The sequence below is a fragment of the Marinospirillum alkaliphilum DSM 21637 genome, from assembly GCF_900119735.1.
Classification (GTDB): domain Bacteria; phylum Pseudomonadota; class Gammaproteobacteria; order Pseudomonadales; family Halomonadaceae; genus Marinospirillum; species Marinospirillum alkaliphilum.
This window is the reverse complement of record NZ_FPJW01000006.1, coordinates 153,362-179,195: the sequence shown is the minus strand read 5'-3', so window position 1 is coordinate 179,195 and position 25,834 is coordinate 153,362. Positions and strand designations below refer to the sequence as shown.

Sequence of the window (25,834 nt, the reverse complement as noted above, 5' to 3'; positions counted from 1 at the left end):
CATGGCAGGACAAAAGGAACAACAGCACATGCAGTTGACTCTGGGTGTCGGGTTGGAAGAGGCATTACGCTTTGAAAACTTTTTGTCCGGGCCCAATGCTGCAGTGGTGCAGCTGCTATTGGAGCAGTTGCAGGCCACAGGTTTTCGTTTTGTTTATCTCTGGGGTGGGGAAGACACCGGCAAGAGCCATTTATTGCAGGCTTGCAAACATCATCCCGGCCCGGAAACGGCTTTTTATGATCTGGCCGCAGTTGATGTTTCGCTTGCAGCCCTGGCTGCTGAAAATGCCGCCAAAATCTGCATTGATAACATCCAGAGTGTGGCCGGTCAGCCGGATTGGGAAGAGGCACTGTTTCATCTGTTTAACCGGGTGCGGGATCAGCAGGGTTTGTTGGTGATGGCCGGGGATGCACCACCAATGCATTTGGCCATTCAACTGGCAGACTTGCGCTCAAGGCTGTCCTGGGGCTTAACCTATCAGCTGCACCGCCTCCAGGATGATGAAAAGCTGGCAGCACTGAAAATGCGTGCCCGCCAGCGTGGCCTGGACATGCCGGACGAAGTGGCGCGTTATATCCTGCACCGCTGCCCCAGACGTTTGAGTGAGCTGTTTGCCACTCTGGAGCGACTGGATGAGGCCAGCCTGACAGCCCAGCGAAAACTGACCATTCCGTTTGTTCGCAAGGCTTTGGGCTGGTAATTTTTGCCCGATGTTACATATATTTGTTGTTTGTGCTTCCGCTTGCAGGTTGGATGGAGTTAATCTATAAAGCATGAGTAATAGGGCGACTTTAGGTGTTCGCACCCCCAGCGTTTAAAGGAAAAAGTCTTGGCGAAAATTTCTGAACAGGAAATTGCACACATCCTCCAGCAGTCACTGGACTTGGTACTGGTTCTGGACCCGGATGATCTGACCCTGCTGTTTGTCAACGAGCATGGTGCCAATTGGTTGGGCTTTTCACCCGATGATCTGATCGGTAAGTCGCCGCTGCAATTCATGCCTGAACTGACTCAAGCTGAGCTTGAGGTGATCATCGAAAATCTGCGATTCCTTGATGAAGGTGACGGCAGTGTGCTGGTCACACCAGTGCATCGTCATCTGGGCATTGACCACGATTTTGAGTTTCGTCTGCAGCTGATTGATGTTAACGGTCGTCATTTTATTCTGGCCAGTGGCCGTGATATTGCCGAGCGGGTTGCTGTAACGGACCAGGTGCATAACCTTCTGGCTGATGCACAGATTGAATCCCGCCAGGACAAAACCACCCAGCTTTACCAGCGTGATGCCTTTTTACAGGTGTTCCGTGAACTGCTGGAACAGGTCGGGCCGAACGGTTTGCGCCTTGGTCTGGTGGCCATCGACATGAAAAACCTGCATGAAATCAATGACCAGTTTGGTCAGAGTGTGGGGGATCGGGTGCTGCGCAACATGGGTAGCCTGTTGAATCACTGTGTTGGGCGTGATGATATCTGTGCTCGTTTCAGTGGTCGTAAACTCTGCATTCTGATGCCTGGCAAAGGCCAGCATGATGGTCTGCAGCTGGCTGAAAAAATCAGCCGTGCACTGGGCAAGGTGAAGTATGCCGAATTCCCGACCCTGCGGATTCATTCCTGCATTGGTGTGGCAGAGCTGCCGGAACCCGGTGAGCCTGAGCTGCTGCTGGAAAAGGTCATCAGCCGTATGCGTGACCTGAAATCTGCTGATGTGGCACATGAGGTACACCGTCTGGGCCTGGTGAGTTTGCAGCTACCCTGATTGATCCAAGCGCCGCGCTCTGCGGCGTTTTTGTTTTTTGCTGCACTGCGACAAAATGCCCATCCTGTTTTTCCTTGCTGAGCTCACTCCCGTCTTGGATTCCGCTGCGGAGTCTTTAGAATGAACTGAAGATTACTCAGGGAGTTGCCATGTTTCACAGTCAGGTCGTCCGCCAACGGACACCCCCCAGTCTCGCCACAGCCGTTCAGGAAGAATTTCTGCTGGTGGATCTGCAGTCCCTGGATGTTATTGTTGAGCAGCCTGCGGAGTTGATTTCCCAGTTGCGCCGTGAGCTGGGTGAAAAAATCCGCCCGGAGTTTTTAGGAGCGCAGATTCGCACTGCCACAGCGTTTCACGACGATATGGCAAGCCTGAGGGAAGAAACCGCCGAGCTGCGTCATCACCTGGCTCGCATTGCCGGGCGTTTTGATCTGGCCCCCATGGCAGCAGGAACCCACCCCTTTGCTGACTGGCATCGCCAGCGCCAGACCCGTGACGGGCGACAGCATGCCATGGCACTGGAGCTGCGCGACCTTTCTCGCCGTCTGCTGACCTGTGGCATGCAGGTCAAGGTGATGGTGGAAGAACCGGACCTTCGCATCGACCTGATGAACCAGGTGTCCTACTTTGTGCCTCACATTCTGGCACTGTCCACCAGCTCACCCTTCTGGTTATCGGCCAATACCGGCCTGAAAAGTTATCGCATCAGTGCTTTTTCAGAGTTGCCGCGTACCGGATTACCCGATCTTTTTGATTCCTGGGCTGATTTTGAAGCGCATACTGCGGTTCTGATTCAGGCCGGGTTGATTGAGGATATTTCCAGCCTGTGGTGGGATTTAAGACCTTCCAGCCGTGATGATGCGCTGGAAATGCGTGTGGCGGATGCCTGTACGCGCATTGAGGACTCCATTGCGATTGCGGCGCTGTATCGTTGCCTGCTGCGCTACCTCTATCGCTTGCGGCAGAAAAATCAGCGTTGGCGCAGTTATGCCCGCATGCTGATCAACGAAAACCGCTGGCGGGCCCAGTGTTACGGTACTGATGCCGGGCTGGTGGATCTGGGAACCGGTGAGATACGCCCCTACAAGCAGTTATTGCCGGAAATGCTTGCCATGCTGGCAGAAGATGCGGAAGCCCTGGGCTGTGAGATGGAGCTGGACACCTGTGCCAAGATTCTGAATCGTGGCACCAGTGCCCATCTGCAGATCGGTGCGTTCACTGCGGCGACCCGCTCAGGGCGCAGTGAGCAGGACGCCTGGCTGGAGGTGGTGCGTTTATTGCTGGATATGACCCTGTCCGGTTAGGAGTTTCTAAAATCAGTTGGTCCAGGCACCACGCAACTCCATCCCCCGCCAGCGACCATACATCATTGCAGCGCTGAACAGCACCACGGTGATCAGTGCCTGCAATGCACCAATCCCCGCCTTGCCAGGCACAATAAACGTTGTGACTCCCTGCATGAAATACACCAGGCACACAAAACACAGCCAGGCGTGGGTGCGTGGGTTGCGTTTCAGGATTCCCGGTAAAAAGACCAGCAAGGGTAACCACAGCACGGGCAGGATGATCCATAAACGGGCACCTTCCGGCAGCGGATAAATCACAATACCGGCCAGCAGAATGGCCAGCAGTGCAAAATAACTGCCCAGCGTTAACCAGCGGCTGATCAGCAGTTTTTGATTGAGTTCCTTCAGGGGAAGGGGAGCGGCAGCTTTCAAGGTCGTTTCTCGGTTGATTAAAGGGATGTCAGAGCAGTTTCAGTGCCAGTTGTGCAATGCGAGCACCCTGAGCACGGCAAAGGGTTATTTCATCAGGCGTTAAATCCGAATTTCCACGCATGCCCGCCACGTGTGTTGCACCATAAGGGGTGCCACCTTCACGTGTGGTGTTGAGTGCTGCATTGGAATAAGGAATACCGGCCCAGATCATGCCGTGGTGCAGGAGTGGCAGTGCCATGGTCATTAAAGTGGTTTCCTGACCGCCATGCTGGCTGGAGGTGGAGGTGAAGGTGCCCGCAGGTTTGTCAATCAGGGCACCGGATAGCCACAGGCTGCTGGTGGAATCCAGAAAATACTTCATCGGGGCTGCCATGTTGCCAAAACGGGTGGGGCTGCCCAGCAACAGGCCGGCACAAGCGCGCAGATCCTCTTCGGTGCAGTAAACCGCACCGGTTTCCGGCACGGCAGGCGCGGTGGTTTCACAAACGGTGGAAACAGGCGGTACGGTGCGCAACCGGGCTTCAATACCGGCGACCTGCTCAACACCGCGGGCCAGTTCACGCGCCATTCCGGCAATGCTGCCATGACGCGAATAGTAAAGAATGAGTACATAGGGCAGGGACATGATGTTTCCTTGTGAGTCTGCAAAGGGGTTTACAGCAGTTCCAGTACCCGCTCGGGTGGGCGACCCACCACAGCTTTTGAGCCATCAGAAAGAATCGGGCGCTCCATCAGGCGCGGATGATCCAGCATGGCCTGAATCAGGGTGGCATCATCCAGCGCAGGGTTGGCCAGCTCAAGCTCCTTGTAGGCATCCTCACCGGTACGCAGCAACTGTCTGGGTGTCATGCCCAGCGCAGCCAGCAAGGCTGTCAGTTCCTGGTGATCCAGTGGTTCGTCCAGATAACGCCTCACCGTGATGGACACATCGCGCGTTTCCAGCAGTTCCAGAGCCTGGCGGGATTTTGAACAGCGCGGGTTGTGGTACAGGGTAAAAGCCATTGGCAAACCTCTTCTGTGCAACAGATCAGTGTTAGAATCATGGAACATTCTACCAGCCTGGCCAGTGGAAGGAACCTTGAACATGCAACAACCACTTCAGCAGCTCCGCAGCTTGGCAAAGCTTCGTGGCATCGCCTTTGCACTGCGGGTGATTCGTCGCTTCATCAGTGATGAGAGCCCGCGCAATGCCGCTGCACTGACCTACACCTCACTGTTTGCCGTAGTGCCGCTACTCACCGTCACCTACTCCATGCTGGCGGCACTGCCTGCTTTCCGGGATGTCGGTGAGCAGTTGCAGGGTATGGTTTTTGATCACATGGTGCCAGCCACTGGTGTGGTGATTCAGGATTATATGGGCAGCTTTGCCCAGCAGGCCCGCCAGTTGACCCTGGTGGGTGTGGCTTTTCTGATCATCACTGCCGGCATGATGATTGTGAACATCGAAAAAGCCTTTAATGCCATCTGGCGGGTGGAAAAACCTCGCCGTGGCCTGCAGGCCTTTTTAATTTATTGGACGGTATTGACCCTGGGGCCATTGCTGCTGGGAGCAGGCATGGTGCTCAGCTCTTATCTGGCATCCTTGCCGTTGCTGGAGCAGATCACCGGTTTTGCCGGTGGTACGGCTACCCTGCTGGGTTACATGCCTTTTGTGCTGAGTATTCTGGCGTTCACGCTGCTTTACTGGGCAGTGCCTCACTGCAAGGTCCGGCTGCGCGATGCTGCGATGGGTGGCACCGCCATGGCACTGCTGTTTGAGACCGCCAAAAAGGGATTCACCTGGTTTGTCAGCAGTTTTCCCAGTTATGAACTGGTGTATGGTGCTTTTGCTGCCTTCCCGCTGTTTCTGTTATGGATTTATGTTTCCTGGCTGCTGATCCTGCTATGTGCTGAGTGGGTGGCAGTACGCGGTTTACCGGAAGAGCAGGTGGGCGAGGAGAATCTGGAGCCAGCCGTACAAATGCTGGTGGTACTGGTGGAGCTGTGGCAAGCCTTTGCTCGGGGTGAAGGGGTGGAAGAAAACCGCTTGCGGAGCCTGTCCTGCAGTCAGAACCCGGTACTGTGGCAGCAGCGCATGGAGTGGCTGCAAAGTCATCAGTGGATTGCCTTTGACGCGGATCGACAGGTCTGGTTGCCCGGCCGGGATTACAGCCGCATTCGCTTTGCTGACTGGTTGCAGTCCTTGCCGTGGAAACTGCCCCCGGTAGCCAGTTGGCCTGAAAATCTGCAGCAGCTGCAACACCTCAGCGCCTGCCATCAGGCGCTGGAGCAGCAAGAACGTAGTCTGTTTGATAAACCGGTCAGCCATTACCTGGATACGGATAAAAAAGATCTGGAGCGTACATCATGAAGCGAGCCATCAGCCTGATATTAATCCTGATGGGGGTGTTGTTGCTTTATTGGGGTTATGACCTGCAGCAGCAACTGGACATGCAGCTGATTCGTCAGATTACCGGCGAAACCCCGGAACAGGTTTGGCAGTATTATGTCACCGGCGGCATTGCACTGGCCGTAGGTGCTTATGGCGTATGGAAATATCGGTGATTTTCGCAAAAGGGCTTGACGCTGAAAATGGAATCCCTATAATGCGCCCTGTCCAGTTCGTGGGGGTATAGCTCAGCTGGGAGAGCGCTTGCATGGCATGCAAGAGGTCAGCGGTTCGATCCCGCTTATCTCCACCACTTATTCAAGAAAAAACCGGCCTTGTGCCGGTTTTTTCGTTTCTGCAGTTTATTGCCTTAATCACCAAAGGAAATCTGCACCGTCTCTTCTTCGGGTGCGTTTTCCACCTTGTCGCGCACCTGCTGTGCAATGGCAGCGAATACAGCAGCCACCTGGCCTTGCGGTTCACTGAGCACTACCGGATGCCCCTGATCCATCTGCTGACGGATGTGCAGTGACAAGGGCAGCTGACCCAGCAGTTCGGTCTGGTATTCCTGCGCAATGCGCTCACCACCGCCTTCGCCGAAAATCGGTTCACTGTGGCCACACTGGGAACAGGTGTGCAGACTCATGTTCTCAACCACGCCCAGCACCGGAATTTTCACCTGACGGAACATTTCAATGCCGCGTTTGGCATCCAGCAGGGCAATGTCCTGCGGGGTGGTGACAATCACTGCGCCACTGACCTTGACCTTCTGTGCCATGGTCAGCTGGATGTCACCGGTGCCCGGCGGCATATCAATGAACAGGTAATCCAGATTGTCCCAGCGGGTCTGGTTCAGTAATTGCTGAAAGGCACCGGATGCCATCGGACCCCGCCAGATCATCGGTGTTTTCTGGTCGACCAGAAAAGCCATCGACATCAGCTGAATGCCGTGTGCTTGCAAGGGATCAAAAGTCTGACCATCGTCTGAACGGGGTTTGCTGGTTTCCGGAACGGCGAACATCTGTGCCTGACTGGGCCCATAAATATCAGCATCCAGCACACCTACCCGCTGACCGAGGGCAGCCATGGCCAGTGCCAGATTGGCAGTCACCGTGGATTTTCCGACACCACCTTTACCCGATGAAACTGCAATAATATGCTTAACGCCGTTTGTCACCTTGGTTTCTCCTCAACGAGTTTGCAGCACCATATTAGTCCTGTTTGCGCTTGCAGGCAAAAAACCTTCATCAGGGAAGCAGCATGATCACCAAGAAAAAACACTTTGAATTGCAAGGGTTTAGGACTTTTAATGGGCAAGAGATACCGCTGTTGCAAGTCGGCTGGGAAAGCTGGGGCACACTGAATGAACGGGCAGACAATGCCATTCTTGTCACCCATTATTTTTCCGGCAACAGCCATGCTGCCGGGCGTTATCACCCGGATGATGCGCTGCCCGGTTACTGGGATGACCTGATCGGACCGGGCAAACCACTGGACACCAATCGCTGGTTTGTCATCAGCAGTGACACTCTGGTGAACCAGGAGCCCTTTAATCCGCAGGTGGTGACCACTGGCCCGGCCAGCATCAATCCGGAAACAGGTCGGCACTGGGGGCTGGATTTTCCGGTGGTGACCATTCGTGACTTTGTGAATGTGCAAAAAGCATTGCTGGCATCGCTGGGTATTCATCACCTGCATGCTGTGGTGGGACCATCCATGGGGTCGTTGCAGGCACTGGAATGGGCGGTCGCCTGGCCGGAGCAGGTGGAACGGATGATCTCAGTGATTGGCATGGGTGAAAGTGATGCCTGGACCTGCCTGGGCTTGCAACAGTGGGCCTGGCCGATACGTCATGACCCGCGCTGGCGGGACGGCGATTATTACCTGAGTGAACCGCCCCTCGATGGTGTGTTGCATACCCTGCTGCAGATTGGCCAGACGGCCATGTCACCGGAGATCATCAATCGCACCTTTCACATGCACCATCCACTGGAGCAGGGGCCTTTGCAGGATATCCGCGAAGATTACCGGATGGTGCGACGCTTTCACCAGGATACCCTGGCCCGGGCACGCCAGGCCGATGCCAACCATCTGCTGTACCTGATTCGCGCCAATCAGTTATTTCTGGCTGGGCATGGGGGTTCACTGGAAGAGGGACTGCAACGGGTGCAGGCACGCTGCCTGTTTCTTCCGGCCAGTGGTGATCTGCTGCTGCGTCCCGGACTGGCGCGGCGGGTGCATGACACCTTGCAGTCGCTGGGTAAATCCAGTCATTATGCTGAAATCAAAGGCTCATGGGGGCATCTGGATGGTATTTATACCCTGCACACCCAGCATGAGCTGATTCGACAACATCTGGAAGAGTGAGGCAGGTCATGTATGCATCTGGTATTGATTGGCACGAAGCAAAAGGTGCTGTCTGGCGTACCCATGCCCAGTGCCTGAAACCCGTGATCGAGTTTTCAGCCCTGCCTCTGGAACGCCTGCTGGGCATGGATCGACAGAAAGCGGCGCTGGTTGAGAATACCGAACGCTTTCTGAAAGGAGAGCCTTCCAACCATGTGTTGTTGTGGGGCAGTCGTGGTACTGGTAAAAGCAGCCTGATCCGAGCTTTGTTATACCGTTATTATAAAGCGGGATTGCGGGTGGTTGAGTTTCCTCGCGAAAGCCTGAGCTGGCTGCCGGAAGTGTCGGATGAGCTACGCCTGCAGCCCTTTCGGTTCATCATTTTCTGTGATGATCTGAGCTTTGAAGCCGGTGAAAGTGGTTACAAGGGTTTAAAAAGCATCATGGAAGGTTCACTGGAAACACCGCCGGAAAACATCTGTGTGTATGCCACCAGTAACCGCCGCCATCTGGTGCCGGAGTACATGAGTGACAATCAGCAGTCAACGGTGGGGGAGCGGGGAGAACTGCACCTGAGTGACAGTGTGGAAGAGCGGATTTCGCTGGCAGATCGTTTTGGCCTGAGCCTGTCGTTTTATCAGGGCAATCTGGATGATTATCTGGAGCTGGTGCGCAGTTATTTTGAGGGTTACACCGGTGACTGGGAAGCCTTGTTGCAGGAAGCCCGGCGTTTTGCCAGAGCGCGGGCTTCCTACAGCGGTCGAACTGCGCAGCAGTTTTTTAATACCAGAGGGTCCATACCCCCAGCAGGATGAACAGCAGTGCCGTGACGCCGTGAATGGCCTTGATCGGCAGGCGATCCATCACCAGATGACCGGCCAGAATCACCGGTACATTGGCCAGCAGCATACCCAGCGTGGTGCCCAGAATGACGCCAACCAGGCTGTCAAAATGGGCGCCCAGCGCCACGGTTGCCACCTGAGTCTTGTCACCCATTTCAGCCATGAAGAACAGCACCAGCGTGGCAATGAATGCCCCTTTTTTCATCCAGCGTGGGTCAGTATCTTCGTCATCCAGCTTATCTGGAATCAACACCCAGATACCCATCAGAATGAATGAAATGCCCAGTATCCAGGGTAGCCAGTCACTGGCCAGCCATTGTGCCGCCAGAGCGCCCAGCCAGGCAGCCAGGGCATGGTTGAGCAGGGTGGCCAGCAGGATGCCCCAGATGATCGGCCAGGGTTGGCGATAGCGGGCAATCAACACCAACGCCAGCAACTGGGTTTTATCCCCGATTTCTGCCAGGGTCACAATCAGTGTGGAGATGAGGAACGCACCGGCACCTGTGGCTTCGGCGGCAACAATGAGGTTCTGAAGAAATTCCATGAAATCCCCTGAAACGGGGCTGGCCGACAAGATCAAAAACTGAACACAAAGCACCGCCAGCCCCGGCTGGTGTCTTGTGTTCAGGTCTCGTCAGGCCTTGAGAAAGGCTATTGGTGCCATGATCATTGAGGATCAAATATGTTGACACCAATCTTTGCGGAATCAGGGATTTACAAAGCAACTACTCCCCCGAACGAAGGGCATTCTAGGTCAGTCTCAGGGGCGATGCAAGACCCAGGTCACCACACCCCAGAACAGGCTGTCGGTTTCATGGCGACTGACATCCATCGGTGGCGGGGATTGTTGTACAGACTCAGCCACCAGCCAGCGTTTATGGCCTTGCACTTGCAGGCGACGCACCACAAACTCACCAAAGAGTATCGCCACCACCACCTGATCATGAGTTGGTGTCAACGAGGCATCCACCACCAGCAAATCACCGTCATGAATACCGGCTGCAGTCATGGCATCACCGGCAACCCTGCAAAAATAGGTTGCAGACGGGCGAGGCACCAGATGCTGATCGAGGGATAAAACAGCCCCCTCGTAACCTGCTGCAGGGCTGGGAAAGCCGCTGGCTACCGGGCTTTCTTCATAACCCCTGGGTTGCCGTTGCTGAGCTTTGAATGTTTGATCAATGGTCATATGCAAACCCTTGTGATTTTATACAGCTCATTGTAGCTGTATGGATATCAGGGTTCCAGTGTGCCGTGCCATGGATATCCATTTTTCATGGATTTTTCTGCACGGCAGCTTGTTGCTATACTACTTTTCACTACCTTTCATTTACTCGTGAGGTCAACGATGGGCGTCCAGGCACTGAAACCGACCACAATCAAGCTTGATACTGAGCTTAAAGAGCGCCTCAGTCGTCTCTCCAGCGTCAAAGATCGCTCTGCGCACAAATTGATTATTCAGGCTGTTACCGAGTTTGTTGAGCGTGAAGAGCAGCGCCAGGCATTTCTTGCTGAAGCTGTTGCAGCCTGGGAGGACTATGAACTAACGGGTATCCACCTTACTTCTGAAGAAGCAGATGACTGGCTGGAGCAGCTGGAACAAGGCAGGGATGTGGAGCCACCTGCATGCCACGTCTGATCTGGACACCAACGGCTTTAAAGACATTGAAGGAAGCTCGAGACTTCATGCATCAAAAAAGCCCCGAAGTAGCCATCATGGTGATTCGCACAATTCGGAGTCATATTAAAACTCTGGAAAGCCACCCGAAAGTTGGTCGGCCTGTCACAGAGCTTGCAGGAGATTTCAGGGAGTACGTTGTGCCCTTTGGTTCATCTGGTTATGTCGTGCTCTATCGTTTGCATCAAGAGACTGTCTTGCTGCTTTCCATACGCCACCAGAGGCAGGCAGGCTATAGTTTGCAGCAACGCTGATCACCAATTATTTTTAAATGACGTTGACGCTTTATTGACACAGGAGAAAAGAAGAGGGGATAACAGCAATGGTGAGCTTTTCAACGCTTTGATTTTTTTGACTTTACTGGTGCCCGGAGCGGGACTCGAACCCGCACAGCCAAAAGGCCGAGGGATTTTAAATCCCTTGTGTCTACCAATTTCACCATCCGGGCTGGATCGGGTCTTTGAGGGATGTATCTGATAAATCAGGAAATGGAGGCTGGGGTCGGAATCGAACCGGCGTCCACGGATTTGCAATCCGCTGCATAACCACTCTGCCACCCAGCCATTTCAGATATTCCAGTTGCTGGAGCGGGAAACGAGATTCGAACTCGCGACCCCAACCTTGGCAAGGTTGTGCTCTACCACTGAGCTATTCCCGCGCAACTGGGGGCACATTATAGGGGGATAAATTTACCTGTCAATGTTTTTTATTGCCTCAGCTAAAGATTTTTTCCTGATCAGCCAAAGACTTAGAGACTGCTATGGGTTTTTTGCCGGATTTGGCAGCAAGTGCGGCAAGGCAGCCCGCAGGTAGCTGATCATCGACCAGAGTGTTAACAGTGCAGCCAGGTAAAGCAGTGCCAGACCACCCCAGGCCAGCAGGGTGCCCGGTGGAGTTAACAGCAACAGGAAAATGGCCAGCATCTGGAAGGTGGTCTTGATCTTGCCAATCCAGCTCACAGCAACACTGCCTCGTTCACCAATTTCTGCCATCCATTCACGCAAGGCTGAAATCACAATTTCCCGGCCGATAATGACCAGTGCCGGAAAGGTCATGATCCAGCTGGCATGAGCTTCGATCAATACACCCAGGGCCACCGCAACCATTAGTTTGTCTGCAACGGGGTCCAAAAAGGCGCCAAAGGGTGTCATCTGGTCCCAGCGACGGGCCAGATAACCATCCAGCCAATCCGTTAGCGCTGCGGCACCAAACAGCAGCGCACAGATCAGGTATTTATTGGGTATTGGCAGGTAGTAGATGACAACCAGCAGTGGAATGACCAGGATGCGCAGCAGTGTCAGAAAGGTCGGAAAGTTCATGGTTCAGCCAGATCAGGGATACATGTTTTAACGGTTGTGAAGAGTAGCATGAATTTCTTCTGCCAGCGCACGATTAATGCCTTCAACCTGGCATAGTGCTTCAATACTGGCCTCTGCAACAGCGGCACGGCCACCAAAATGACGCAACAAGGCTTGACGCCGTTTGGGGCCCACACCGGCAATGCCTTCGAGAAAAGAGGTTTGCCGTGCTTTGTCACGCCTCTGGCGGTGCCCGGTGATGGCAAAGCGATGGGCTTCGTCACGGATTTGCTGAATCAGATGCAGTGCCGGGGAGTGGCCCGGCAGACTTAACTGCTGATCCACGGTTTCGATGAACAGGGTTTCCAGCCCGGGTTTGCGGGTAGTGCCTTTGGCAACACCCAGCAACCGGATGGTGTTTAACCCCAGATTTTCGAGGATTTCTCGGGCTGCATTGAGCTGACCCTTGCCGCCATCCACCAGCAACAGATCCGGTGTCTGAACTTCTCCGGCTTTAACCCGCCGATAACGCCGTTCCAGTGCCTGAGCCATGGCAGCGTAATCATCACCACCGGTGATGCCTTCAATGTTAAAACGGCGATAGTCCTGTTTACGCGGACCATCCGCATCAAACACCACACAAGAGGCGACTGTGGCTTCCCCCTGGCTGTGGCTGATATCAAAGCACTCCATGCGTTGGATGGGTTGCTCCAGCTCAAGTGCCTGCTGTAATGCCTGCATGCGTTGCTGCTGCTGGTTTTGTTTGTCGCGGCTGCCGGTCAGTTGCTGGCCGGCATTGGTCAGAGCCAGTTCCAGCCAGCGCGCACGTTGGCTTCTGACACGATGAGCCAGGCGTGACTTGATGCCAAAGCGTTCAGCCAGTGCCTGCTGCAGGGTGTCCTGATCCTCAAGTTCATGGCTGAGCAGGATTTCCGGTGCCGGGGGCAATGCAGTGCGAGTCAGGTAAAACTGGGCCACAAAAGCCGTCAGGGTATTGCTGTCATCAGCATCCAGCGGGTTGGTGAAGTTAAAATGCCGGGTGGCAATCAGGCGGCCCTGACGAATCTGAAGCAGACTGATGCTGCTCTGTCCTTCGGAGGACACCAGGGCAAAAACATCGGCATCACCAATGCCGGTGTCGACATCCTGTTGCACTTGCAGTTGGCGCAACTGCTGAATCTGGTCCCGGTAATGGGCTGCCTGTTCAAAATCCAGGGCTGCCGCTGCGGCATCCATGCGCTCAGCAAGCTGCTGGGTGACCTGCTGACTTTTGCCTTCCAGCAGCAATCGGGCGTGGTGCAGGTCTTCGGCATAGGCTTCGGCGGTGATTTCACCGGTACAAGGTGCTGAGCAGCGTTTGATTTGATACTGCAGACAGGGACGACTGCGATTGCTGAAGGTGGTGTCATCACACTGACGAATCTGGAACACCCGATAAAGCAACTGCAGGGTTTCCCTGACCATGCTGGCACTGGGGTAGGGACCAAACCACTGACCGGGGCCACGCTGATGCCGCGTGCGGCGTACACCCAGTGCGGGCCAGGCATGATCGGAAAAGTGCAGAAAAGGATAAGACTTGTCGTCACGCAGCAGAATGTTAAAAGGCGGTTTCAGCGCCTTGATCAGATTCTGCTCCAGCAGCAGGGCTTCGGTTTCGGTACGGGTGATGGTGACTTCAATGCTGGCAATACGGCTGACCAGTGCGCGGGTTTTCGGCGGCTGATTGTTGCTGCGAAAATAACTGGCCAGGCGGTTACGCAGGTTGCGGGCTTTACCGACATAAAGAATTTTGCCATCTTCGGCAAACATCTGATAAATGCCAGGGTCCTGAGGGGCCTGTTTCAGGAAGCTACGGTGATCAAAACCTTCGATGTCAGACACAGCTGCCTCGGTGCTCAGTCGGTCACATCAACCAGTTTATGGCGCATGGCCAGATGGGTCAGTTCAACATCATTGCGAACAGCCAGTTTTTCAAAAATGCGGTAGCGGTAGGTGTTTACCGTGCGTGGGCTGACAAACAGGCTGTCTGCAATTTCCTGTACTTTCTGACAGTTAACGATCATCAACGTGACTTGCATTTCCCTTTCAGAGAGCTGATCAAAAGGGTTGGCGCTGCTCTTCTGGCCTCTGCTCAGCAATCCGCTGGCAAGGGTGGGATCGATGTAATGCTGTCCTGATGCAACAATGCGAATGGCACGGATTACCTCATCAAAACTGCAGCCCTTGGTCAGATAACCCTTGGCACCAGCCTGCAACAGGCGCTGCAAAAAGGTTTCATCACCACTGGCAGTGAGTCCTATGACGTGTGTATCCGGGTGGCTGCGGGTGATTTTACGGGTTGCTTCCACACCACCGATGCCAGGCATTTTGACGTCCATCAGCACCACATCAGGACTGGCTTCACGAACCTTGTTGACTGCGCCTTCGCCATCACAAGCCTCGCCAACCACTTCAATGCCATCGGTATCTGCCAGCACTCGCACAATGCCTGTTCTGACAAGGTCGTGGTCATCAACGATCAATACCCGTATCACCTGCTTCACCCTCCGACCTGCTTCTGAAGCTGGCCTCTACTCTAGCGATGGTTCTTAAAGCAGCAGAATAACAGAAATGCCTTGGGCGCGGGGAGGGGACTTATCAGGCATTTATCAGGCTTTTCGACCAGGACAGCTCAGCAGGATGGTAAAACAGCTGCCTTTGCCAGGGCTGGATTCCAGTTCCAGTGCTGCTTTCAGTTGGCGTGCCAGGCGCTGGCAGATCGCCAACCCCAGACCCAGACTGTCATCCGGTTTGCGGCCGGGGTAGATGATTTTATGGAAGGGTTGGAAAATCCGCTGTTGTTCCTGTAGAGGAATACCTTGCCCGGTATCACGGACACGAATGATGATGTCCTGTTGTTGATCTTGCCCTTGTCTGATCTGCAGTTCCAGGGTTACACCACCTTTTTCGGTGAACTTGAATGCATTTTCAAGCAAATTCCCCAGCAGTTGAATTAACAGGGTATCGGCCAGATAAACCAGCTGATCACTGGCTTCATCCGCCTGGAAACGCAGAAACAGTCCTTTCTGGCGGGCTTTCCAATGATAACTTTCAGTGAGCAGTGACAGGCGCTCTTGCAGGTTGATCCAGTGTTTTTCAACCGACTGATGATCTTCTTTTTCATCCTGGGTCATTACCATCATCTGTGTCATCAGGTTATACAGCTGTTGCGCTGAGGTATCTGCAACACGTATCTGGTGGCGCTGCTCTTCGGTTAAGCGGCCTTCCTGCAACAAGGAGAGCATGCCAATGATGCCATTCAACGGGGTGCGTATTTCATGTCCAAGAAGACGCAAGAAATTTCGATCAGGTTCGGCTGGCCTGCAGTCAGGTTCATGATGAGCGGTGTCATTACTGACCGGGCGATATAACCATCCGACCGCCAGCACCAGCAGTGTTGCAGCCAGTAGCGATACAAACAGCCACAATAAAAAGGGGGATCTGAATTCTAGCCCGGCAGCAGGTTGCTCGGCCATTAAACAAAGCTGATGGCGCGGCAGCCAGAGCCCTGTGCCTATAACCGCTTGTTGATCATGATTCAAATACCGGCCTTGTAACGGCTGCCCTTTAAGGCAGGCTTCAATGCCTTCAGATACAGCGGTTCGAGGGTAGGGGGCTAGTGAGCCGGAAAAGGATTCTGGTGGCGTGATGAAAAAGCCGTAACGATTGACTAAATAAGTACGAGGCAGTTGTGATGCAGGTTGATTTGCAGTCTGCATCAACTGTTGCAGATGTGTTAAGTCGGCACGTGCCGCCAATACGCCGGCCCAGTAGGTTTGATGACCAGGAACCTCAATGAGTGTCAGTGGCCGAGCCAGGGTAATGGCAACCGTGCCAAGGCTGATGGAGTGGTGTGCCGGTTGTATATAAGCAGTGTGCCTGCCTTGTAAAAAATAACGTCGACTGTGTTTGTAACGCCCCTGAGCATCAGGATCAGTGGAAAGGATGACCTGGCCGCGCTCATCCATAACAAACACTTCCAGGAAGTGACCAAAGGGGGCCAGATAACTTTCGGTCAACTCATCAAAGTGAAGTCTTAACCAACTGGAACCTTCCTGCAACCTGGGGCCAGGGATAGGAAAGCGTGACAGTCGCAGCAGATCAACTTCCATGGCGGTGATCCACTGGTCCAGCAGGATTTCCTTTTGTTCCGCCAGACGTGTCAGTTCGTCCAGTAATTCAGCCTGCTGTTGACGGCTCGTCAGCAACGGATGCAGCAGCATGGCTAACAAACCCGTCAACCAGGCTGCAATCAGCAGGTGTTTGACACTGGGTGGTAGGTGGTAATAACGATTCAATTGTCGAGATCCAGAAAACTGTTGGTAAACAGCTGTCGAACATCCACTGCCTGCTGAATCAGTTGATGGCGTAACAAGAGTTCGTGCAGCGCTTGCCAATGACCAGTTTCCATCCAGCCCAGTGGCCCCAGCCCGGTATTGATCAAGGGTGCCGAGTGGGCCAGCAAATGTTGCTGATAGTCGGCATCGACATAAATTTCATGCATTCTGGCTTCAATCAGTTGCCTTGCCTTTTCCGGATGCTTCAGCACATAACGCCAACCCTGCAAACTGGCTCGAATAAAGCGCCGGGTCACTTCCGGGTGCTGTTCAGCAAAGCGGCGAGTGGTGATGAGTGTGTCACCATAACTATCGATGCCAAAATCCTGTGGGCGCAACAGGTTAAATGGTATATCCAGACGCTGCAGCTTAAATGGTTCATCTTGAACATAAACTGGAATAACATCCAGATCACCCTGGATAAACCCTTGCAGATCATACCCCATGGGTAATGCCTGATAGGCATTTGGCATGATGCCGTGACGCGCAAGCATGGCCTGCATCAAGGTTTGAGTGCCATCAGGTAATACACCAATCCTGAGCCCTGCAAAATCAACGGGGTGGCGTATATTCAAGGCCGAATGACTGGCAAAAGCCAGCGGATTGATACGGTAAATGGCAGCCACCGCCAACAGATCTGATCCTGCGCCACTACCTAAAATAACCTGATCCGGAGAGTCGATGCCAAAGTCAGCCAGGCCAGCCTCCAGTTGTTCGACCACTGAAAGTTCACTGTGATAAGGCAAAAACTCAATATCAAGACCTTCGCGTTGATAGAGCCCTAACGCATCGGCTGCATAAAAGCCGGCAAACTGCGGATTGGCCACCCAGACCAATGCCAGGCGAATGGGCTGGGCGGCGTTATCTGCAAGGTGATGTTTATTTTGCTGATGAATGAACAGCAGTGCAGCTGCTACTGGCAGAACAAGCAGAAAACCGGTTATCAGCAGATTTTTTTTGGACATCCGGCCTGTTGTCTCCGAAGTTCAGGCGCTAAAATAGCGGGTTTGATCAACCTGCACAGTGTAATCTTTCATGCCCAGTCCTTCCAGCCACACCATCACTCTCAACAGCACTTCACCTCGCGTCGGATTTGTCAGCCTTGGCTGTCCGAAAGCACTGGTGGATTCCGAGCGAATTCTAACCCAGTTGCGTGGCGAAGGTTACGAGCTGGTGCCCAGTTATGAAGATGCTGATCTGGTGGTGGTGAATACCTGCGGCTTTATTGATGCCGCCAAAGCCGAGTCGCTGGAAGCCATCGGTGAAGCCATTCATGAAAATGGCCGGGTGATTGTCACCGGTTGTATGGGGGTGGATGAGCAGCATATCCGTGAATTACATCCGCAGGTGTTGGCCGTAACTGGTCCCCAGCAGTATGAGCAGGTGGTTGGTGCGGTGCACCAGTATTTGCCGCCACCCAAAAACCACGATCCCTTTGTGGACCTGCTGCCACCGCAGGGCATCAAGCTGACCCCGCGCCATTACGCGTATCTGAAAATTTCCGAAGGCTGCAACCATCGCTGCAGTTTCTGCATCATTCCATCACTGCGTGGTGACCTGGTATCCCGTCCCATCGGTGAGGTGCTGAGTGAGGCTGAGCGCCTGGTGAATGCCGGCGTGCAGGAGCTGCTGGTGGTTTCTCAGGACACCAGTGCTTACGGACTGGATCTGAAGTACCGCACCGGTTTCTGGCAGGGGCGTCCGGTGAAAACCCGCATGAAGGAGCTGTGCCAGGAGTTGGGGCAGATGGGTAGCTGGGTGCGTCTGCATTATGTTTATCCCTATCCTCACGTGGATGACATCACCCCATTGATGGCAGAAGGCCTGATCCTGCCGTATCTGGACATTCCTTTTCAGCATGCTCACCCGGATGTGCTGCGCGCCATGAAGCGTCCGGCGGCCAGTGAAAAAACACTGGAGCGAATTCGCGGCTGGCGGGATGTCTGCCCGGACATCACCCTGCGCTCCACTTTCATTGTTGGTTTCCCCGGTGAAACTGAAGCTCAGTTTGAATACCTGCTGGACTTCCTGGATGAAGCGCAACTGGATCGGGTTGGCTGTTTCACCTATTCACCAGTAGATGGCGCCAGTGCCAATGCCCTGCCCGGTGCGGTGCCGGAAGAAGTGAAAGAAGAGCGCCTGGCTCGTTTTATGGAAAAACAGGCTGAAATCAGTGCTCGTAAGCTGCAGCAGAAAATTGGCAAAACCCTGGAAGTGCTGGTTGATGAGGTAGGGGATGACGGTGCAGCAGCGCGTACCATGGCTGATGCTCCCGAGATTGATGGACAGATCTTCCTGCTCAATGCAACCCACCTGCAACCGGGTCAGCGCTTGCAGGTTCGGGTTACCGATGCAGATGAGCACGACCTATGGGGTGAGCCGGTATAACTGCAGGAACTTGGCGATACAGTAGTCGATGTGCTGCTGGATCGCCGCTTCACTGGGAGCTTCCCCCGTCATAATGAATTTGGGGCGGAAATAAGCGTTCAGTGCCCCTTGAAAGAAAAGGGCAGCCTGCTCTGGATCATCCACCTGCAGGTTGCCTGCTTCGTGTTGACGAGTTAGAAAATCAACCAATAGCTGCCGGTCTTTTTCCATCCCGGCTTGAAAAAAGAACTGCCCAAGATTGGGAAAACGTATCGCTTCAGACACCATCATGCGGAACATGGCGGTGTTTTCCGCCGAAGTCAGATCCGCCAGTTTACGCCGGGCATACTGCTGCAAAACGGCCTCAACATTCTTGCTGGTGATTTCATTGGAACGCAGGTGGTCATCTTCCACTGCACACATCTGATTCACCACCGCAAAAAACAACGCATCCTTGTTACCAAAGTGGTTATAAAGCGTTTGTTTGGCTACACCGGCCTGGGCGGCAATGGCTTCCATGCTTGAATTCTGGTAGCCCTTCTGCAGAAAGGCTTCCGAGGCAGCCAGGATAATCTGCTGTCGTTTATCCTGACAGGATGCAGAGACAGCAAGGGAAGAATCGCTTTTCACTGAGTAATACCGCTTTGATTGGAATTGAACATCAGCAAAGTGTAACAAATTACTGAACCCTGCTGCATTGATCTGCACCGACCTGAGTCGGTCGTTTGGTCTAAAATACCAGTCTTGCGACGGCAGCATGTCCTCTGAGAGATAACCAAGGAGTTAACCGGTGTCCGAAACCCTTTATGAAGCATTCAGCTGGCTGGACTGGGCTGCCTTTGGCTTGTTTGTGCTTTGCTGGGGCTGGTATTACGAATACAGCCGTCGCCGTCAGCGCAATCGCCGCTGTCTGGCCGGTGTCATGCATGGTTACCGTTATGACTGGATGAAACGTCTGCTGGACAGGGAGGCCCGCATTGCCGATGCCACCATCATGACTCACCTGGAGCGTAATGGCGCCTTTTTTGCTTCCAGCACACTGCTGATCCTTGCAGCCATGTTTGGTCTGCTGGGTGCCATGGATCGAGCACTGGCAGTGATTACAGACCTGCCTTTTGCCAGCAGCACCACCAATCGTCTCGGGCTTGAGCTGAAGTTACTGCTGCTGGTAGCCATTTTTATCTATGCTTTTTTCACTTTTACCTGGTCGATGCGTCAGTACAACTTCTGCGCCATTCTGATTGGCAGTGCGCCGTTACCCAATGAAAAGGGCATTACACCGGGGATTCGCAAGGCTTTTGCGATTCAGGCGGCCAATGTCATTGATCTGGCTGCCAACCAGTTCAACTATGGCCTGCGGGCTTATTATTTTGGTCTGGCATTGCTGGGGTGGTTTTTGCATCCACTGATTTTCATGGTATCTACCCTGGCGGTGGTTGGAGTGCTTTATCGCCGTGAATTTCATTCAAAAACACTAAAAGCTTTAACGGCTGGACGCGACCTGAAAGTGAATTTTCGTGGCATTTTGCAGGACGATGATGTACATCCTGTGGAGCAACTGCCTGCTGCGCGCGAAGATCAGGAGCCTCGCACCCGGTAATATCCAACTCAGTCTGCCAACACCAGTGACAAAGAAGCCACTCATTAACGTGATGGCAATCAGTGGTTTTTTGCCTGTCGCAGTGAAAAGACATGCCAGTTGAGAGCACTGATGACTTATCATGCGGCCTGATCATAAAAACTCAAACAAGGCACAGGCATGTTTCAGTACCTTCAGAACAGGCACAGCCAACCGAAACTCTTGCGGTTATCCATTTCAGGCTTTTTGCTGTTGTTTTTAAGTGGATGCCAGCAGTTAGGACAACCATCAACTCATCACTCCTTGCTTGAACAGCGCCAGGAGCAGCAGCATCAACTGACCCGTCAGCAATTAGGTAGCCAGCTCAATGCGTTTCAGGGCAGTCAGGTGGCTGGACTGACGGAGCTGCAGCAACAACTGCAAGCCGTTCAGATACAGCTTGATAACCTGCGAGAAGAGAACCAGCGCTTTCAACGCCAGCACACCTTCCAGATTGAAGAGTTGGGTCGTGAATTACCCGGCAGAGGGCGCCCGGAACCCGGTTTCAGCAATAGTCGCGTGACTGAAGTGGTACAGGATGATGGCAAACTGCTGCTGGGGCGTTATGAGTGGGTTGCATTACCCGCTCAGCAGCTGGTACTTCCGGCAAGGGTGGATTCAGGTGCCAACACATCCTCCTTGCATGCGGTGAACCTGCGTGAGTTTGAGCGCGATGGCCGCAGTTGGGTCCGTTTTGAAACCCACTATCAACCTGAAAACAGCAATAGAGAACCGCAAAAGGCTGAAATTGAAGCCCCGTTGGTTCGCAATGTCAGAATTCTGCAGGCCAGCGGTTCTGAATCTCGCCCGGTCATCAGTCTACCGATGCAACTGGGCCCGTTGGTTCAGGAAGTTGAGTTCACGCTCAGTGATCGTGGTGACATGACCTACCCGGTGTTGCTGGGCCGCCGATTCATGATGGATATTGCGGTGATTGATGTGGCACGTACTTATGTGCAGGGTAAACCTGAGCTGCAACAACCCGGTGAAGCTGAAACGTCGGCGTCAGGTGAGGTTGAAACACCATGAACCTGCGTCGTTCAACCCTCTTCTGGACTGCAATCACTCTGGTGATTCTTGGCAGTCTCCATACCGGCTGGCGACATCTGGTGCATCAAGTGCCGCTGCTGCCTGGCAGCCAGCAAACCTTCTGGGATATCGAAGCACGTGTTGAAATGGAAGCGCAGGGTGATCCGGTTCGGGTCGTACTGGCCTTGCCTCAGAGCCAACCTGGTTTTTTACTGCAATCCGAGCACACCGCATCCCCCGGATTTGGCATCAGCTTCATGGAAGGCGACCAGCGCCGGGTGGAATGGACCATTCGCAGCGCTCAGGGCACGCAGTGGCTGTACTACCGCACCCAGTTTCGGGTCGACCCTGACCGCCATATCCCAGCCGTTGACCACCCACCCACCTTGCTGCAAGTCACCTGGTCTCCCTCACTGGAAACCGCTGCTGCGCAGATTCTGCGCCGTTCATGGCAGGAATCGGCAGATGCTTTCAGCCTGGCACGGGCCATCAGCCAGCGACTGAGTGACAGCACCAACCAGAATGCCGGGTTGTTGCTGAATGAAATGACAGCGGCAGAAGCCATGGTGCGCCTGCTGAATGAAGCCCGTGTACCGGCTCGGGTGTTGTATGGCCTGAAACTGGAAGACGCTCGCCGTCGCCAGACCCTGCAACCACTGGTACAGGTTTTTAATGGCCAGCGTTGGCAGATTTTTGATCCGCTTGCGGCAGACTCCAGCAGCCTGGATACCCGAAATGACTACCTGCTGTGGCAACTGGCTGCAGGCCCGATACTGGAAGTGGAAGGAGCGAGGGAATCCCGGGTAACCTTTTCAATGCTGTCCACTCGTGAACCGGCCAGTGGCAGCATTCATGCCATGGTGATGCGTGATGCATTGCTGAACCTGTCGATTCACAGTCTGCCGATCTCCGAACAGGCCATTTTCAAGACCCTGTTGCTGTTGCCACTGGGAGCACTGGTGGTGGTCATTCTCAGGGTACTGGTTGGTTTAAAAACCTCCGGTACCTTCATGCCAGTGCTGATAGCCCTGGCCTTTCTGGAAATGTCCCTGTTGCCTGGCCTGATCACTTTTTTACTGCTGGTCGGCACCGGGCTGGTATTACGCCAGTTACTGGCACACCTGAACTTGCTGCTGGTTGCTCGTGTTGCGGCGGTGATTGTCTGTGTCATCGGTCTGATCGCCCTGATGGCGGTGGTGTCCTTCCATGCCGGTATTACCACCGGCATGCAGGTCACCCTGTTCCCGATGATCATTCTGGCCTGGACCATTGAGCGCATGTCGATTCTGTGGGAAGAAGAAGGCCCGAAAGAAGTCATGATGCAGGGGATGGGCAGCCTGATTACTGCAACTGCCGCCTTTGTGGTGATGGATCTGGCATTGATACGCTACTGGATGTTCAACTTTCCTGGCCTGCAGCTGGTTGTGCTGGCGTTGATCCTGTTGTTTGGCAGTTACACCGGTTATCGCCTGCTGGAGCTCTGGCGTTTCAGCCCACTGGTGCAAACAGCTTCCCGGTCAGGCACTGTTTCCCAGCCGGGTAAGGAGTAGCCGGATGCTTGGCTGGCTGAGACGTAACTTTGCCACACCGGCTGAACTGAAGGCAGCGGGGGTGTTGGGGCTGAATGAGCGCAACAGGGCTTGTATCAGCGCCCTGAATCCTCGTTCACGCTTTCCGTTGGTGGATGACAAGCTGCAGACCAAATTGCTGGCTCAGGACTACCAGTTGGCCACGCCGGCACTTCTGGGTGTGATACGTCAGCAGGCAGAAATTGCCCACTTTGAACGCTTTTTGCCGCAGCAGGGTGGTTTTGCCATCAAACCGGCCAAGGGGAGTGGTGGCAAGGGCATCCTGGTGATCCAGCATCGCAGCGGAGATCGCTATTTAAAAGCCTCTGGTGAATGGGTCTCCCGGCAACAAATTGAACACCATCTGTCGAACCTGATTTCCGGTCTTTACAGCCTCGGCGGCCACCCGGATGTGGCCATTATTGAAACACTGATTCGCAGCCACCAGGCCTTTGAAGACTTTACCTTTGAAGGCGTGCCGGATATCCGGGTGATTGTTTATCGCGGTTATCCGGTGATGGCCATGATGCGCCTTTCCACTCACGCCTCGGATGGCAAGGCCAATCTGCATCAGGGGGCGTTAGGGGTGGGTATTGATCTGGGCAGTGGTTGTGCCTTGCAGGCTGTTCAACACGATCGTCCGGTGCATTTACACCCAGACACCGGCAAACCCCTGTCACAACTGCGCATCAGCAACTGGCAATACCTGTTGGAATTGGCATCTCGCTGCTATGACATGACGCGCTTAGGCTATCTGGGCGCTGATCTGGTGGTAGATGCTGAACATGGTCCACTGTTGCTGGAGTTGAATGCCCGTCCTGGCCTGGCCATTCAGATGGCCAATGGCACCGGCCTGAAACCGCGACTGCTCAAGATCAATCGGCACTGCGAGGGTGTGCGTGGACCGGAGGAGCCTTTTCAGCTGCGTGTTGAAGTGGCACGCCGATTGTTTTCCGGCACAGTAACGGCATCCTCGGTGCCAGAGGTTTGTTCTGGTGACTGAGTCCACGTAGAATAAGAGGCATAATCCATCATTTGAAAGCATGCCCTGATGAGCCTTGAACACGAAAAACTCATGGCCGAAGCCGATACCCTATGCCTGCGCAAGGGGTTACGGCTGACACCAACGCGCCGCCGGGTACTTGAGCTGATTGTACACAGCCCAGGCGGCGCCAAGGCTTATGACCTGCTGGATGCGCTCACGGCAGAAAACCCTTCGGCGCGCCCGCCCACCATCTATCGTGCCATCGACTTTTTACTCAGCAATGGTCTGATTCATCGTATTGAATCCTTAAATGCTTATGTCAGTTGTGCCTGCCCGGAACATGCTCAGGCTTATCAGCTGCTAATCTGTAAAGATTGCGGCAAGGTACAGGAGCTGCACGAGGAGTCACTGGACCATCAACTGGATGCAGCCGCTGCACGCCAGGGATTTTATGTCGAGAAAAAAACCATTGAGGTGCATGGTCTGTGTCAGCAATGCCATGTAACCCAGCACCCTACTTCCCACTGATCCGGAGTTAAACCATGTACGATCTGCTGCTTTTAAATGCCACACTGGTCAATGAGGGCCGGGTATTCCAGGCGGATGTGGGTATCCGCGATCAACGCATTGCAACCATTGCCAGCGACCTGTCTTCTGCACCGGCCACCCAGGTCATGGATGTGCGCGGCCTGCATCTGCTGCCGGGCATGATTGATGATCAGGTGCATTTCCGGGAGCCGGGCCTGACCCACAAGGGTGATATTGCCACTGAGTCGGCTGCGGCAGTGGCGGGTGGCATCACCACCTACATGGAAATGCCCAACGTTAACCCGCTGACCATCAATGCCCAGGCACTGGAAGACAAATACCAGCGCGCCACTGGTCGTTCGCGTGCCAACTTTGCTTTTTATCTGGGTGCCAGCAACGACAACCTGGAAGACATCAAGACGCTGGATCCTCAGGCCGCTTGCGGCATCAAGGTGTTCATGGGCGCATCCACCGGCAACATGCTGGTGGATGACCCGCAGGTGCTGGACAGCATTTTTGAGCATGCTCCGATCATTATTGTCACTCACTGTGAAGACAGCCCGACCATTCAACGTAACGAGCAGGCGGCCCGGGAAAAATACGGGGAAGAAGTACCCTTCGCCGAGCATCCACTGATTCGTTCTGAAGAAGCCTGCTGGAAATCGTCTTCCTTTGCTGTTGAACTGGCAAAAAAACACGATGCCCGCCTGCACATCCTGCACATCACCACCGCCCGTGAGTTGGCGCATTTTCAGCCTGGCCCGATGAAAGGCAAGCGCATCACCGGTGAGGCTTGTGTGCATCACCTGTGGTTCAGCCAGGAGGACTATCCACGCCTGGGTGCTCAGATCAAGTGCAACCCGGCAGTCAAACGTGCCGAAGACCGTGATGCCATTCTGCAAGCCGTAAAAGACGGGCGCATCGACATCGTTGCCACTGACCATGCCCCCCATACATGGGAAGAAAAACAGGGCACCTATTTCAAGGCTCCAGCCGGTTTACCTCTGGTGCAGCATGCGCTGCCCAGCCTGCTGGATCATTACCATGCCGGCCGCCTGTCGCTGGAAACCATTGTTGAAAAGGTCTGCCACAATCCGGCGGAGGCTTTTGAAGTGAAGGATCGCGGTTACCTGCGTGAAGGTTATTTTGCCGACCTGGTACTGGTTGATCTGCAGGCTGAAACCACCGTGACCCGTGAATCCCTGCTCTACAAATGCGGCTGGTCACCCTTTGAAGGCCATACCTTCAAGAGCCGTATTGTCACTACCCTGGTGAATGGTGGTATTGCCTGGCATGAAGGCCAGTTAGGGCAGGGCATTCATGGTCAGCGCCTGACGTTTAACCGCTGAAACCAACA

Annotated in this window: 28 protein-coding genes, 4 tRNA genes and 1 riboswitch; of the genes, 17 read left to right on the top strand and 15 right to left on the bottom strand. The window is 54.1% G+C overall.

Translation table 11 applies throughout. The features are described from left to right. The first annotated feature begins 1 nt into the window (after position 1). From hda to BT114_RS09710, 3 genes are all read left to right on the top strand, one after another. The gene (gene hda / locus BT114_RS09720; RefSeq protein ID WP_245770423.1) at positions 2–700 is read left to right on the top strand and encodes a DnaA regulatory inactivator Hda; all 699 of its coding nucleotides are present in this window, start codon (positions 2–4) and stop codon (positions 698–700) included. 129 nt (positions 701–829) lie between these two features. Next, positions 830–1,756 carry a GGDEF domain-containing protein gene (locus tag BT114_RS09715; protein WP_072326254.1) on the top strand — a complete coding sequence of 309 codons (927 nt, stop codon included), beginning with the start codon at positions 830–832 and terminating at the stop codon, positions 1,754–1,756. A gap of 149 nt (positions 1,757–1,905) precedes the next feature. Further along, positions 1,906–3,060 carry a carboxylate-amine ligase gene (locus tag BT114_RS09710; RefSeq protein ID WP_072326253.1) on the top strand — a complete coding sequence of 385 codons (1,155 nt, stop codon included), beginning with the start codon at positions 1,906–1,908 and terminating at the stop codon, positions 3,058–3,060. A gap of 12 nt (positions 3,061–3,072) precedes the next feature. Here the strand turns inward: BT114_RS09710 and BT114_RS09705 are convergent, their stop codons facing one another. Genes BT114_RS09705 through arsC form a run of 3 tightly spaced genes read right to left on the bottom strand, consistent with a single transcriptional unit; the run spans position 3,073 to position 4,476 of the window. After that, entirely contained in the window at positions 3,073–3,474 is a 402-nt protein-coding gene (locus tag BT114_RS09705; protein WP_072326252.1) for a DUF2069 domain-containing protein, read from the bottom strand. A gap of 28 nt (positions 3,475–3,502) precedes the next feature. Next, complete coding sequence (gene wrbA, locus BT114_RS09700) at positions 3,503–4,099, bottom strand: NAD(P)H:quinone oxidoreductase (RefSeq protein ID WP_072326251.1); 597 nt, start codon at positions 4,097–4,099, stop codon at positions 3,503–3,505. Between the two features lie 29 nt (positions 4,100–4,128). Beyond that, positions 4,129–4,476: an arsenate reductase (glutaredoxin) gene (arsC, locus tag BT114_RS09695; RefSeq protein ID WP_072326250.1), complete on the bottom strand. Its 348-nt coding sequence runs from the start codon at positions 4,474–4,476 to the stop codon at positions 4,129–4,131. A gap of 82 nt (positions 4,477–4,558) precedes the next feature. Here arsC and BT114_RS09690 point away from each other — a divergent pair, with 82 nt between their 5' ends. The 3 genes from BT114_RS09690 (at position 4,559) to BT114_RS09680 (ending at position 6,155) form a co-directional block, all read left to right on the top strand. Continuing rightward, positions 4,559–5,824, top strand: a complete 1,266-nt coding sequence (locus BT114_RS09690) for a YihY family inner membrane protein (protein WP_177247076.1) — start codon at positions 4,559–4,561, stop codon at positions 5,822–5,824. Next, complete coding sequence (locus tag BT114_RS09685; protein ID WP_072326249.1) at positions 5,821–6,018, top strand: DUF3185 family protein; 198 nt, start codon at positions 5,821–5,823, stop codon at positions 6,016–6,018. Before BT114_RS09690 ends, BT114_RS09685 begins: the two co-directional genes overlap by 4 nt. Positions 6,019–6,079: 61 nt before the next feature. After that, a tRNA-Ala gene (locus BT114_RS09680) sits at positions 6,080–6,155 on the top strand. Positions 6,156–6,212: 57 nt separating this feature from the next. Here the strand turns inward: BT114_RS09680 and apbC are convergent. Continuing rightward, a complete protein-coding gene (apbC, locus tag BT114_RS09675; protein WP_072326248.1) occupies positions 6,213–7,019 on the bottom strand; it encodes an iron-sulfur cluster carrier protein ApbC in 807 nt (268 codons plus the stop codon). 83 nt (positions 7,020–7,102) lie between these two features. Here apbC and BT114_RS09670 point away from each other — a divergent pair, with 83 nt between their 5' ends. Together BT114_RS09670 and BT114_RS09665 are read left to right on the top strand one after the other, a co-directional pair. Next, the gene (locus BT114_RS09670; RefSeq protein WP_084662112.1) at positions 7,103–8,209 is read left to right on the top strand and encodes an E22 family MetX-like putative esterase; all 1,107 of its coding nucleotides are present in this window, start codon (positions 7,103–7,105) and stop codon (positions 8,207–8,209) included. Between the two features lie 8 nt (positions 8,210–8,217). Next, positions 8,218–9,003 carry an ATP-binding protein gene (locus tag BT114_RS09665; RefSeq protein ID WP_072326246.1) on the top strand — a complete coding sequence of 262 codons (786 nt, stop codon included), beginning with the start codon at positions 8,218–8,220 and terminating at the stop codon, positions 9,001–9,003. Here the strand turns inward: BT114_RS09665 and BT114_RS09660 are convergent. After that, a complete protein-coding gene (locus BT114_RS09660; RefSeq protein WP_072326245.1) occupies positions 8,969–9,574 on the bottom strand; it encodes a TMEM165/GDT1 family protein in 606 nt (201 codons plus the stop codon). The genes BT114_RS09665 and BT114_RS09660 overlap by 35 nt on opposite strands. A gap of 18 nt (positions 9,575–9,592) precedes the next feature. Further along, positions 9,593–9,764: riboswitch (yybP-ykoY riboswitch) on the bottom strand. 26 nt (positions 9,765–9,790) lie between these two features. Continuing rightward, a complete protein-coding gene (locus tag BT114_RS09655) occupies positions 9,791–10,219 on the bottom strand; it encodes a LexA family protein (RefSeq protein ID WP_072326244.1) in 429 nt (142 codons plus the stop codon). Positions 10,220–10,306: 87 nt separating this feature from the next. Here BT114_RS09655 and BT114_RS09650 point away from each other — a divergent pair, with 87 nt between their 5' ends. Together BT114_RS09650 and BT114_RS09645 are read left to right on the top strand one after the other, a co-directional pair. Further along, positions 10,307–10,669, top strand: coding sequence for a CopG family ribbon-helix-helix protein (locus BT114_RS09650; protein WP_245770422.1), 363 nt, complete (start codon positions 10,307–10,309; stop codon positions 10,667–10,669). After that, positions 10,657–10,962, top strand: coding sequence for a type II toxin-antitoxin system RelE/ParE family toxin (locus BT114_RS09645; RefSeq protein ID WP_072326242.1), 306 nt, complete (start codon positions 10,657–10,659; stop codon positions 10,960–10,962). The genes BT114_RS09650 and BT114_RS09645 overlap by 13 nt, the downstream gene beginning before the upstream one ends. 107 nt (positions 10,963–11,069) lie before the next feature. On the opposite strand, the gene BT114_RS09640 is transcribed toward BT114_RS09645, so the two are convergent. From BT114_RS09640 to BT114_RS09605, 8 genes are all read right to left on the bottom strand, one after another. Continuing rightward, positions 11,070–11,156, bottom strand: a tRNA-Leu gene (locus BT114_RS09640). Positions 11,157–11,197: 41 nt separating this feature from the next. Then, positions 11,198–11,271, bottom strand: a tRNA-Cys gene (locus tag BT114_RS09635). Between the two features lie 20 nt (positions 11,272–11,291). Beyond that, positions 11,292–11,366 (bottom strand) — tRNA-Gly (locus BT114_RS09630). A gap of 100 nt (positions 11,367–11,466) precedes the next feature. Continuing rightward, a complete protein-coding gene (pgsA, locus tag BT114_RS09625) occupies positions 11,467–12,027 on the bottom strand; it encodes a CDP-diacylglycerol--glycerol-3-phosphate 3-phosphatidyltransferase (RefSeq protein WP_072326241.1) in 561 nt (186 codons plus the stop codon). Positions 12,028–12,054: 27 nt separating this feature from the next. Next, entirely contained in the window at positions 12,055–13,887 is a 1,833-nt protein-coding gene (gene uvrC / locus BT114_RS09620; RefSeq protein WP_281249028.1) for an excinuclease ABC subunit UvrC, read from the bottom strand. A 14-nt stretch (positions 13,888–13,901) separates the two neighbouring features. Next, entirely contained in the window at positions 13,902–14,549 is a 648-nt protein-coding gene (locus BT114_RS09615) for a response regulator (RefSeq protein ID WP_425434785.1), read from the bottom strand. Between the two features lie 105 nt (positions 14,550–14,654). Continuing rightward, complete coding sequence (locus BT114_RS09610; RefSeq protein ID WP_072326240.1) at positions 14,655–16,343, bottom strand: sensor histidine kinase; 1,689 nt, start codon at positions 16,341–16,343, stop codon at positions 14,655–14,657. Next, the gene (locus tag BT114_RS09605) at positions 16,340–17,347 is read right to left on the bottom strand and encodes an ABC transporter substrate-binding protein (protein WP_072326239.1); all 1,008 of its coding nucleotides are present in this window, start codon (positions 17,345–17,347) and stop codon (positions 16,340–16,342) included. Before BT114_RS09605 ends, BT114_RS09610 begins: the two co-directional genes overlap by 4 nt. A gap of 70 nt (positions 17,348–17,417) precedes the next feature. On the opposite strand from BT114_RS09605, the gene rimO reads away from it, so the two are divergent. Continuing rightward, positions 17,418–18,770 (top strand): 30S ribosomal protein S12 methylthiotransferase RimO, encoded by a 1,353-nt coding sequence (rimO, locus tag BT114_RS09600; protein WP_072326238.1) that lies wholly within the window; start codon positions 17,418–17,420, stop codon positions 18,768–18,770. On the opposite strand, the gene BT114_RS09595 is transcribed toward rimO, so the two are convergent. Then, positions 18,750–19,508, bottom strand: a complete 759-nt coding sequence (locus BT114_RS09595) for a TetR/AcrR family transcriptional regulator (protein ID WP_084662108.1) — start codon at positions 19,506–19,508, stop codon at positions 18,750–18,752. The two genes, rimO and BT114_RS09595, sit on opposite strands and share 21 nt — an antisense overlap. Before the next feature lie 31 nt (positions 19,509–19,539). On the opposite strand from BT114_RS09595, the gene BT114_RS09590 reads away from it, so the two are divergent. The 6 genes from BT114_RS09590 to BT114_RS09565 all read left to right on the top strand — a co-directional run bounded on the left by BT114_RS09590 (position 19,540) and on the right by BT114_RS09565 (position 25,826). Then, positions 19,540–20,349, top strand: coding sequence for a DUF599 domain-containing protein (locus tag BT114_RS09590; RefSeq protein ID WP_072326236.1), 810 nt, complete (start codon positions 19,540–19,542; stop codon positions 20,347–20,349). 159 nt (positions 20,350–20,508) lie between these two features. After that, a complete protein-coding gene (locus BT114_RS09585; RefSeq protein ID WP_072326235.1) occupies positions 20,509–21,396 on the top strand; it encodes an ATP-dependent zinc protease family protein in 888 nt (295 codons plus the stop codon). Beyond that, on the top strand, positions 21,393–22,946 hold the full coding sequence (locus BT114_RS09580; protein WP_072326234.1) for a UUP1 family membrane protein: 1,554 nt from the start codon (positions 21,393–21,395) through the stop codon (positions 22,944–22,946). The genes BT114_RS09585 and BT114_RS09580 overlap by 4 nt, the downstream gene beginning before the upstream one ends. A 4-nt stretch (positions 22,947–22,950) precedes the next feature. Then, entirely contained in the window at positions 22,951–23,967 is a 1,017-nt protein-coding gene (locus BT114_RS09575; protein WP_072326233.1) for an alpha-L-glutamate ligase-like protein, read from the top strand. Positions 23,968–24,015: 48 nt separating this feature from the next. Then, positions 24,016–24,477, top strand: a complete 462-nt coding sequence (locus BT114_RS09570; protein WP_072326232.1) for a transcriptional repressor — start codon at positions 24,016–24,018, stop codon at positions 24,475–24,477. Between the two features lie 14 nt (positions 24,478–24,491). Then, positions 24,492–25,826 (top strand): dihydroorotase, encoded by a 1,335-nt coding sequence (locus BT114_RS09565; RefSeq protein WP_072326231.1) that lies wholly within the window; start codon positions 24,492–24,494, stop codon positions 25,824–25,826. The last annotated feature ends 8 nt before the right edge of the window (positions 25,827–25,834 follow it).

What these genes read in the sequence shown, in the direction of transcription:
- hda (WP_245770423.1), top strand. Translation starts at nt 2, where the DNA reads ATGGCAGGACAAAAGGAACAACAGCACATGCAGTTGACTCTGGGTGTC.
- BT114_RS09710 (WP_072326253.1), top strand. Translation starts at nt 1,906, where the DNA reads ATGTTTCACAGTCAGGTCGTCCGCCAACGGACACCCCCCAGTCTCGCC.
- wrbA (WP_072326251.1), bottom strand. Translation starts at nt 4,099, where the DNA reads ATGTCCCTGCCCTATGTACTCATTCTTTACTATTCGCGTCATGGCAGC.
- arsC (WP_072326250.1), bottom strand. Translation starts at nt 4,476, where the DNA reads ATGGCTTTTACCCTGTACCACAACCCGCGCTGTTCAAAATCCCGCCAG.
- BT114_RS09690 (WP_177247076.1), top strand. Translation starts at nt 4,559, where the DNA reads ATGCAACAACCACTTCAGCAGCTCCGCAGCTTGGCAAAGCTTCGTGGC.
- BT114_RS09685 (WP_072326249.1), top strand. Translation starts at nt 5,821, where the DNA reads ATGAAGCGAGCCATCAGCCTGATATTAATCCTGATGGGGGTGTTGTTG.
- BT114_RS09670 (WP_084662112.1), top strand. Translation starts at nt 7,103, where the DNA reads ATGATCACCAAGAAAAAACACTTTGAATTGCAAGGGTTTAGGACTTTT.
- BT114_RS09665 (WP_072326246.1), top strand. Translation starts at nt 8,218, where the DNA reads ATGTATGCATCTGGTATTGATTGGCACGAAGCAAAAGGTGCTGTCTGG.
- BT114_RS09660 (WP_072326245.1), bottom strand. Translation starts at nt 9,574, where the DNA reads ATGGAATTTCTTCAGAACCTCATTGTTGCCGCCGAAGCCACAGGTGCC.
- BT114_RS09655 (WP_072326244.1), bottom strand. Translation starts at nt 10,219, where the DNA reads ATGACCATTGATCAAACATTCAAAGCTCAGCAACGGCAACCCAGGGGT.
- BT114_RS09650 (WP_245770422.1), top strand. Translation starts at nt 10,307, where the DNA reads ATGGATTTTTCTGCACGGCAGCTTGTTGCTATACTACTTTTCACTACC.
- BT114_RS09645 (WP_072326242.1), top strand. Translation starts at nt 10,657, where the DNA reads ATGCCACGTCTGATCTGGACACCAACGGCTTTAAAGACATTGAAGGAA.
- pgsA (WP_072326241.1), bottom strand. Translation starts at nt 12,027, where the DNA reads ATGAACTTTCCGACCTTTCTGACACTGCTGCGCATCCTGGTCATTCCA.
- BT114_RS09605 (WP_072326239.1), bottom strand. Translation starts at nt 17,347, where the DNA reads ATGTCCAAAAAAAATCTGCTGATAACCGGTTTTCTGCTTGTTCTGCCA.
- rimO (WP_072326238.1), top strand. Translation starts at nt 17,418, where the DNA reads ATGCCCAGTCCTTCCAGCCACACCATCACTCTCAACAGCACTTCACCT.
- BT114_RS09595 (WP_084662108.1), bottom strand. Translation starts at nt 19,508, where the DNA reads ATGCTGCCGTCGCAAGACTGGTATTTTAGACCAAACGACCGACTCAGG.
- BT114_RS09585 (WP_072326235.1), top strand. Translation starts at nt 20,509, where the DNA reads ATGTTTCAGTACCTTCAGAACAGGCACAGCCAACCGAAACTCTTGCGG.
- BT114_RS09580 (WP_072326234.1), top strand. Translation starts at nt 21,393, where the DNA reads ATGAACCTGCGTCGTTCAACCCTCTTCTGGACTGCAATCACTCTGGTG.
- BT114_RS09575 (WP_072326233.1), top strand. Translation starts at nt 22,951, where the DNA reads ATGCTTGGCTGGCTGAGACGTAACTTTGCCACACCGGCTGAACTGAAG.
- BT114_RS09570 (WP_072326232.1), top strand. Translation starts at nt 24,016, where the DNA reads ATGAGCCTTGAACACGAAAAACTCATGGCCGAAGCCGATACCCTATGC.
- BT114_RS09565 (WP_072326231.1), top strand. Translation starts at nt 24,492, where the DNA reads ATGTACGATCTGCTGCTTTTAAATGCCACACTGGTCAATGAGGGCCGG.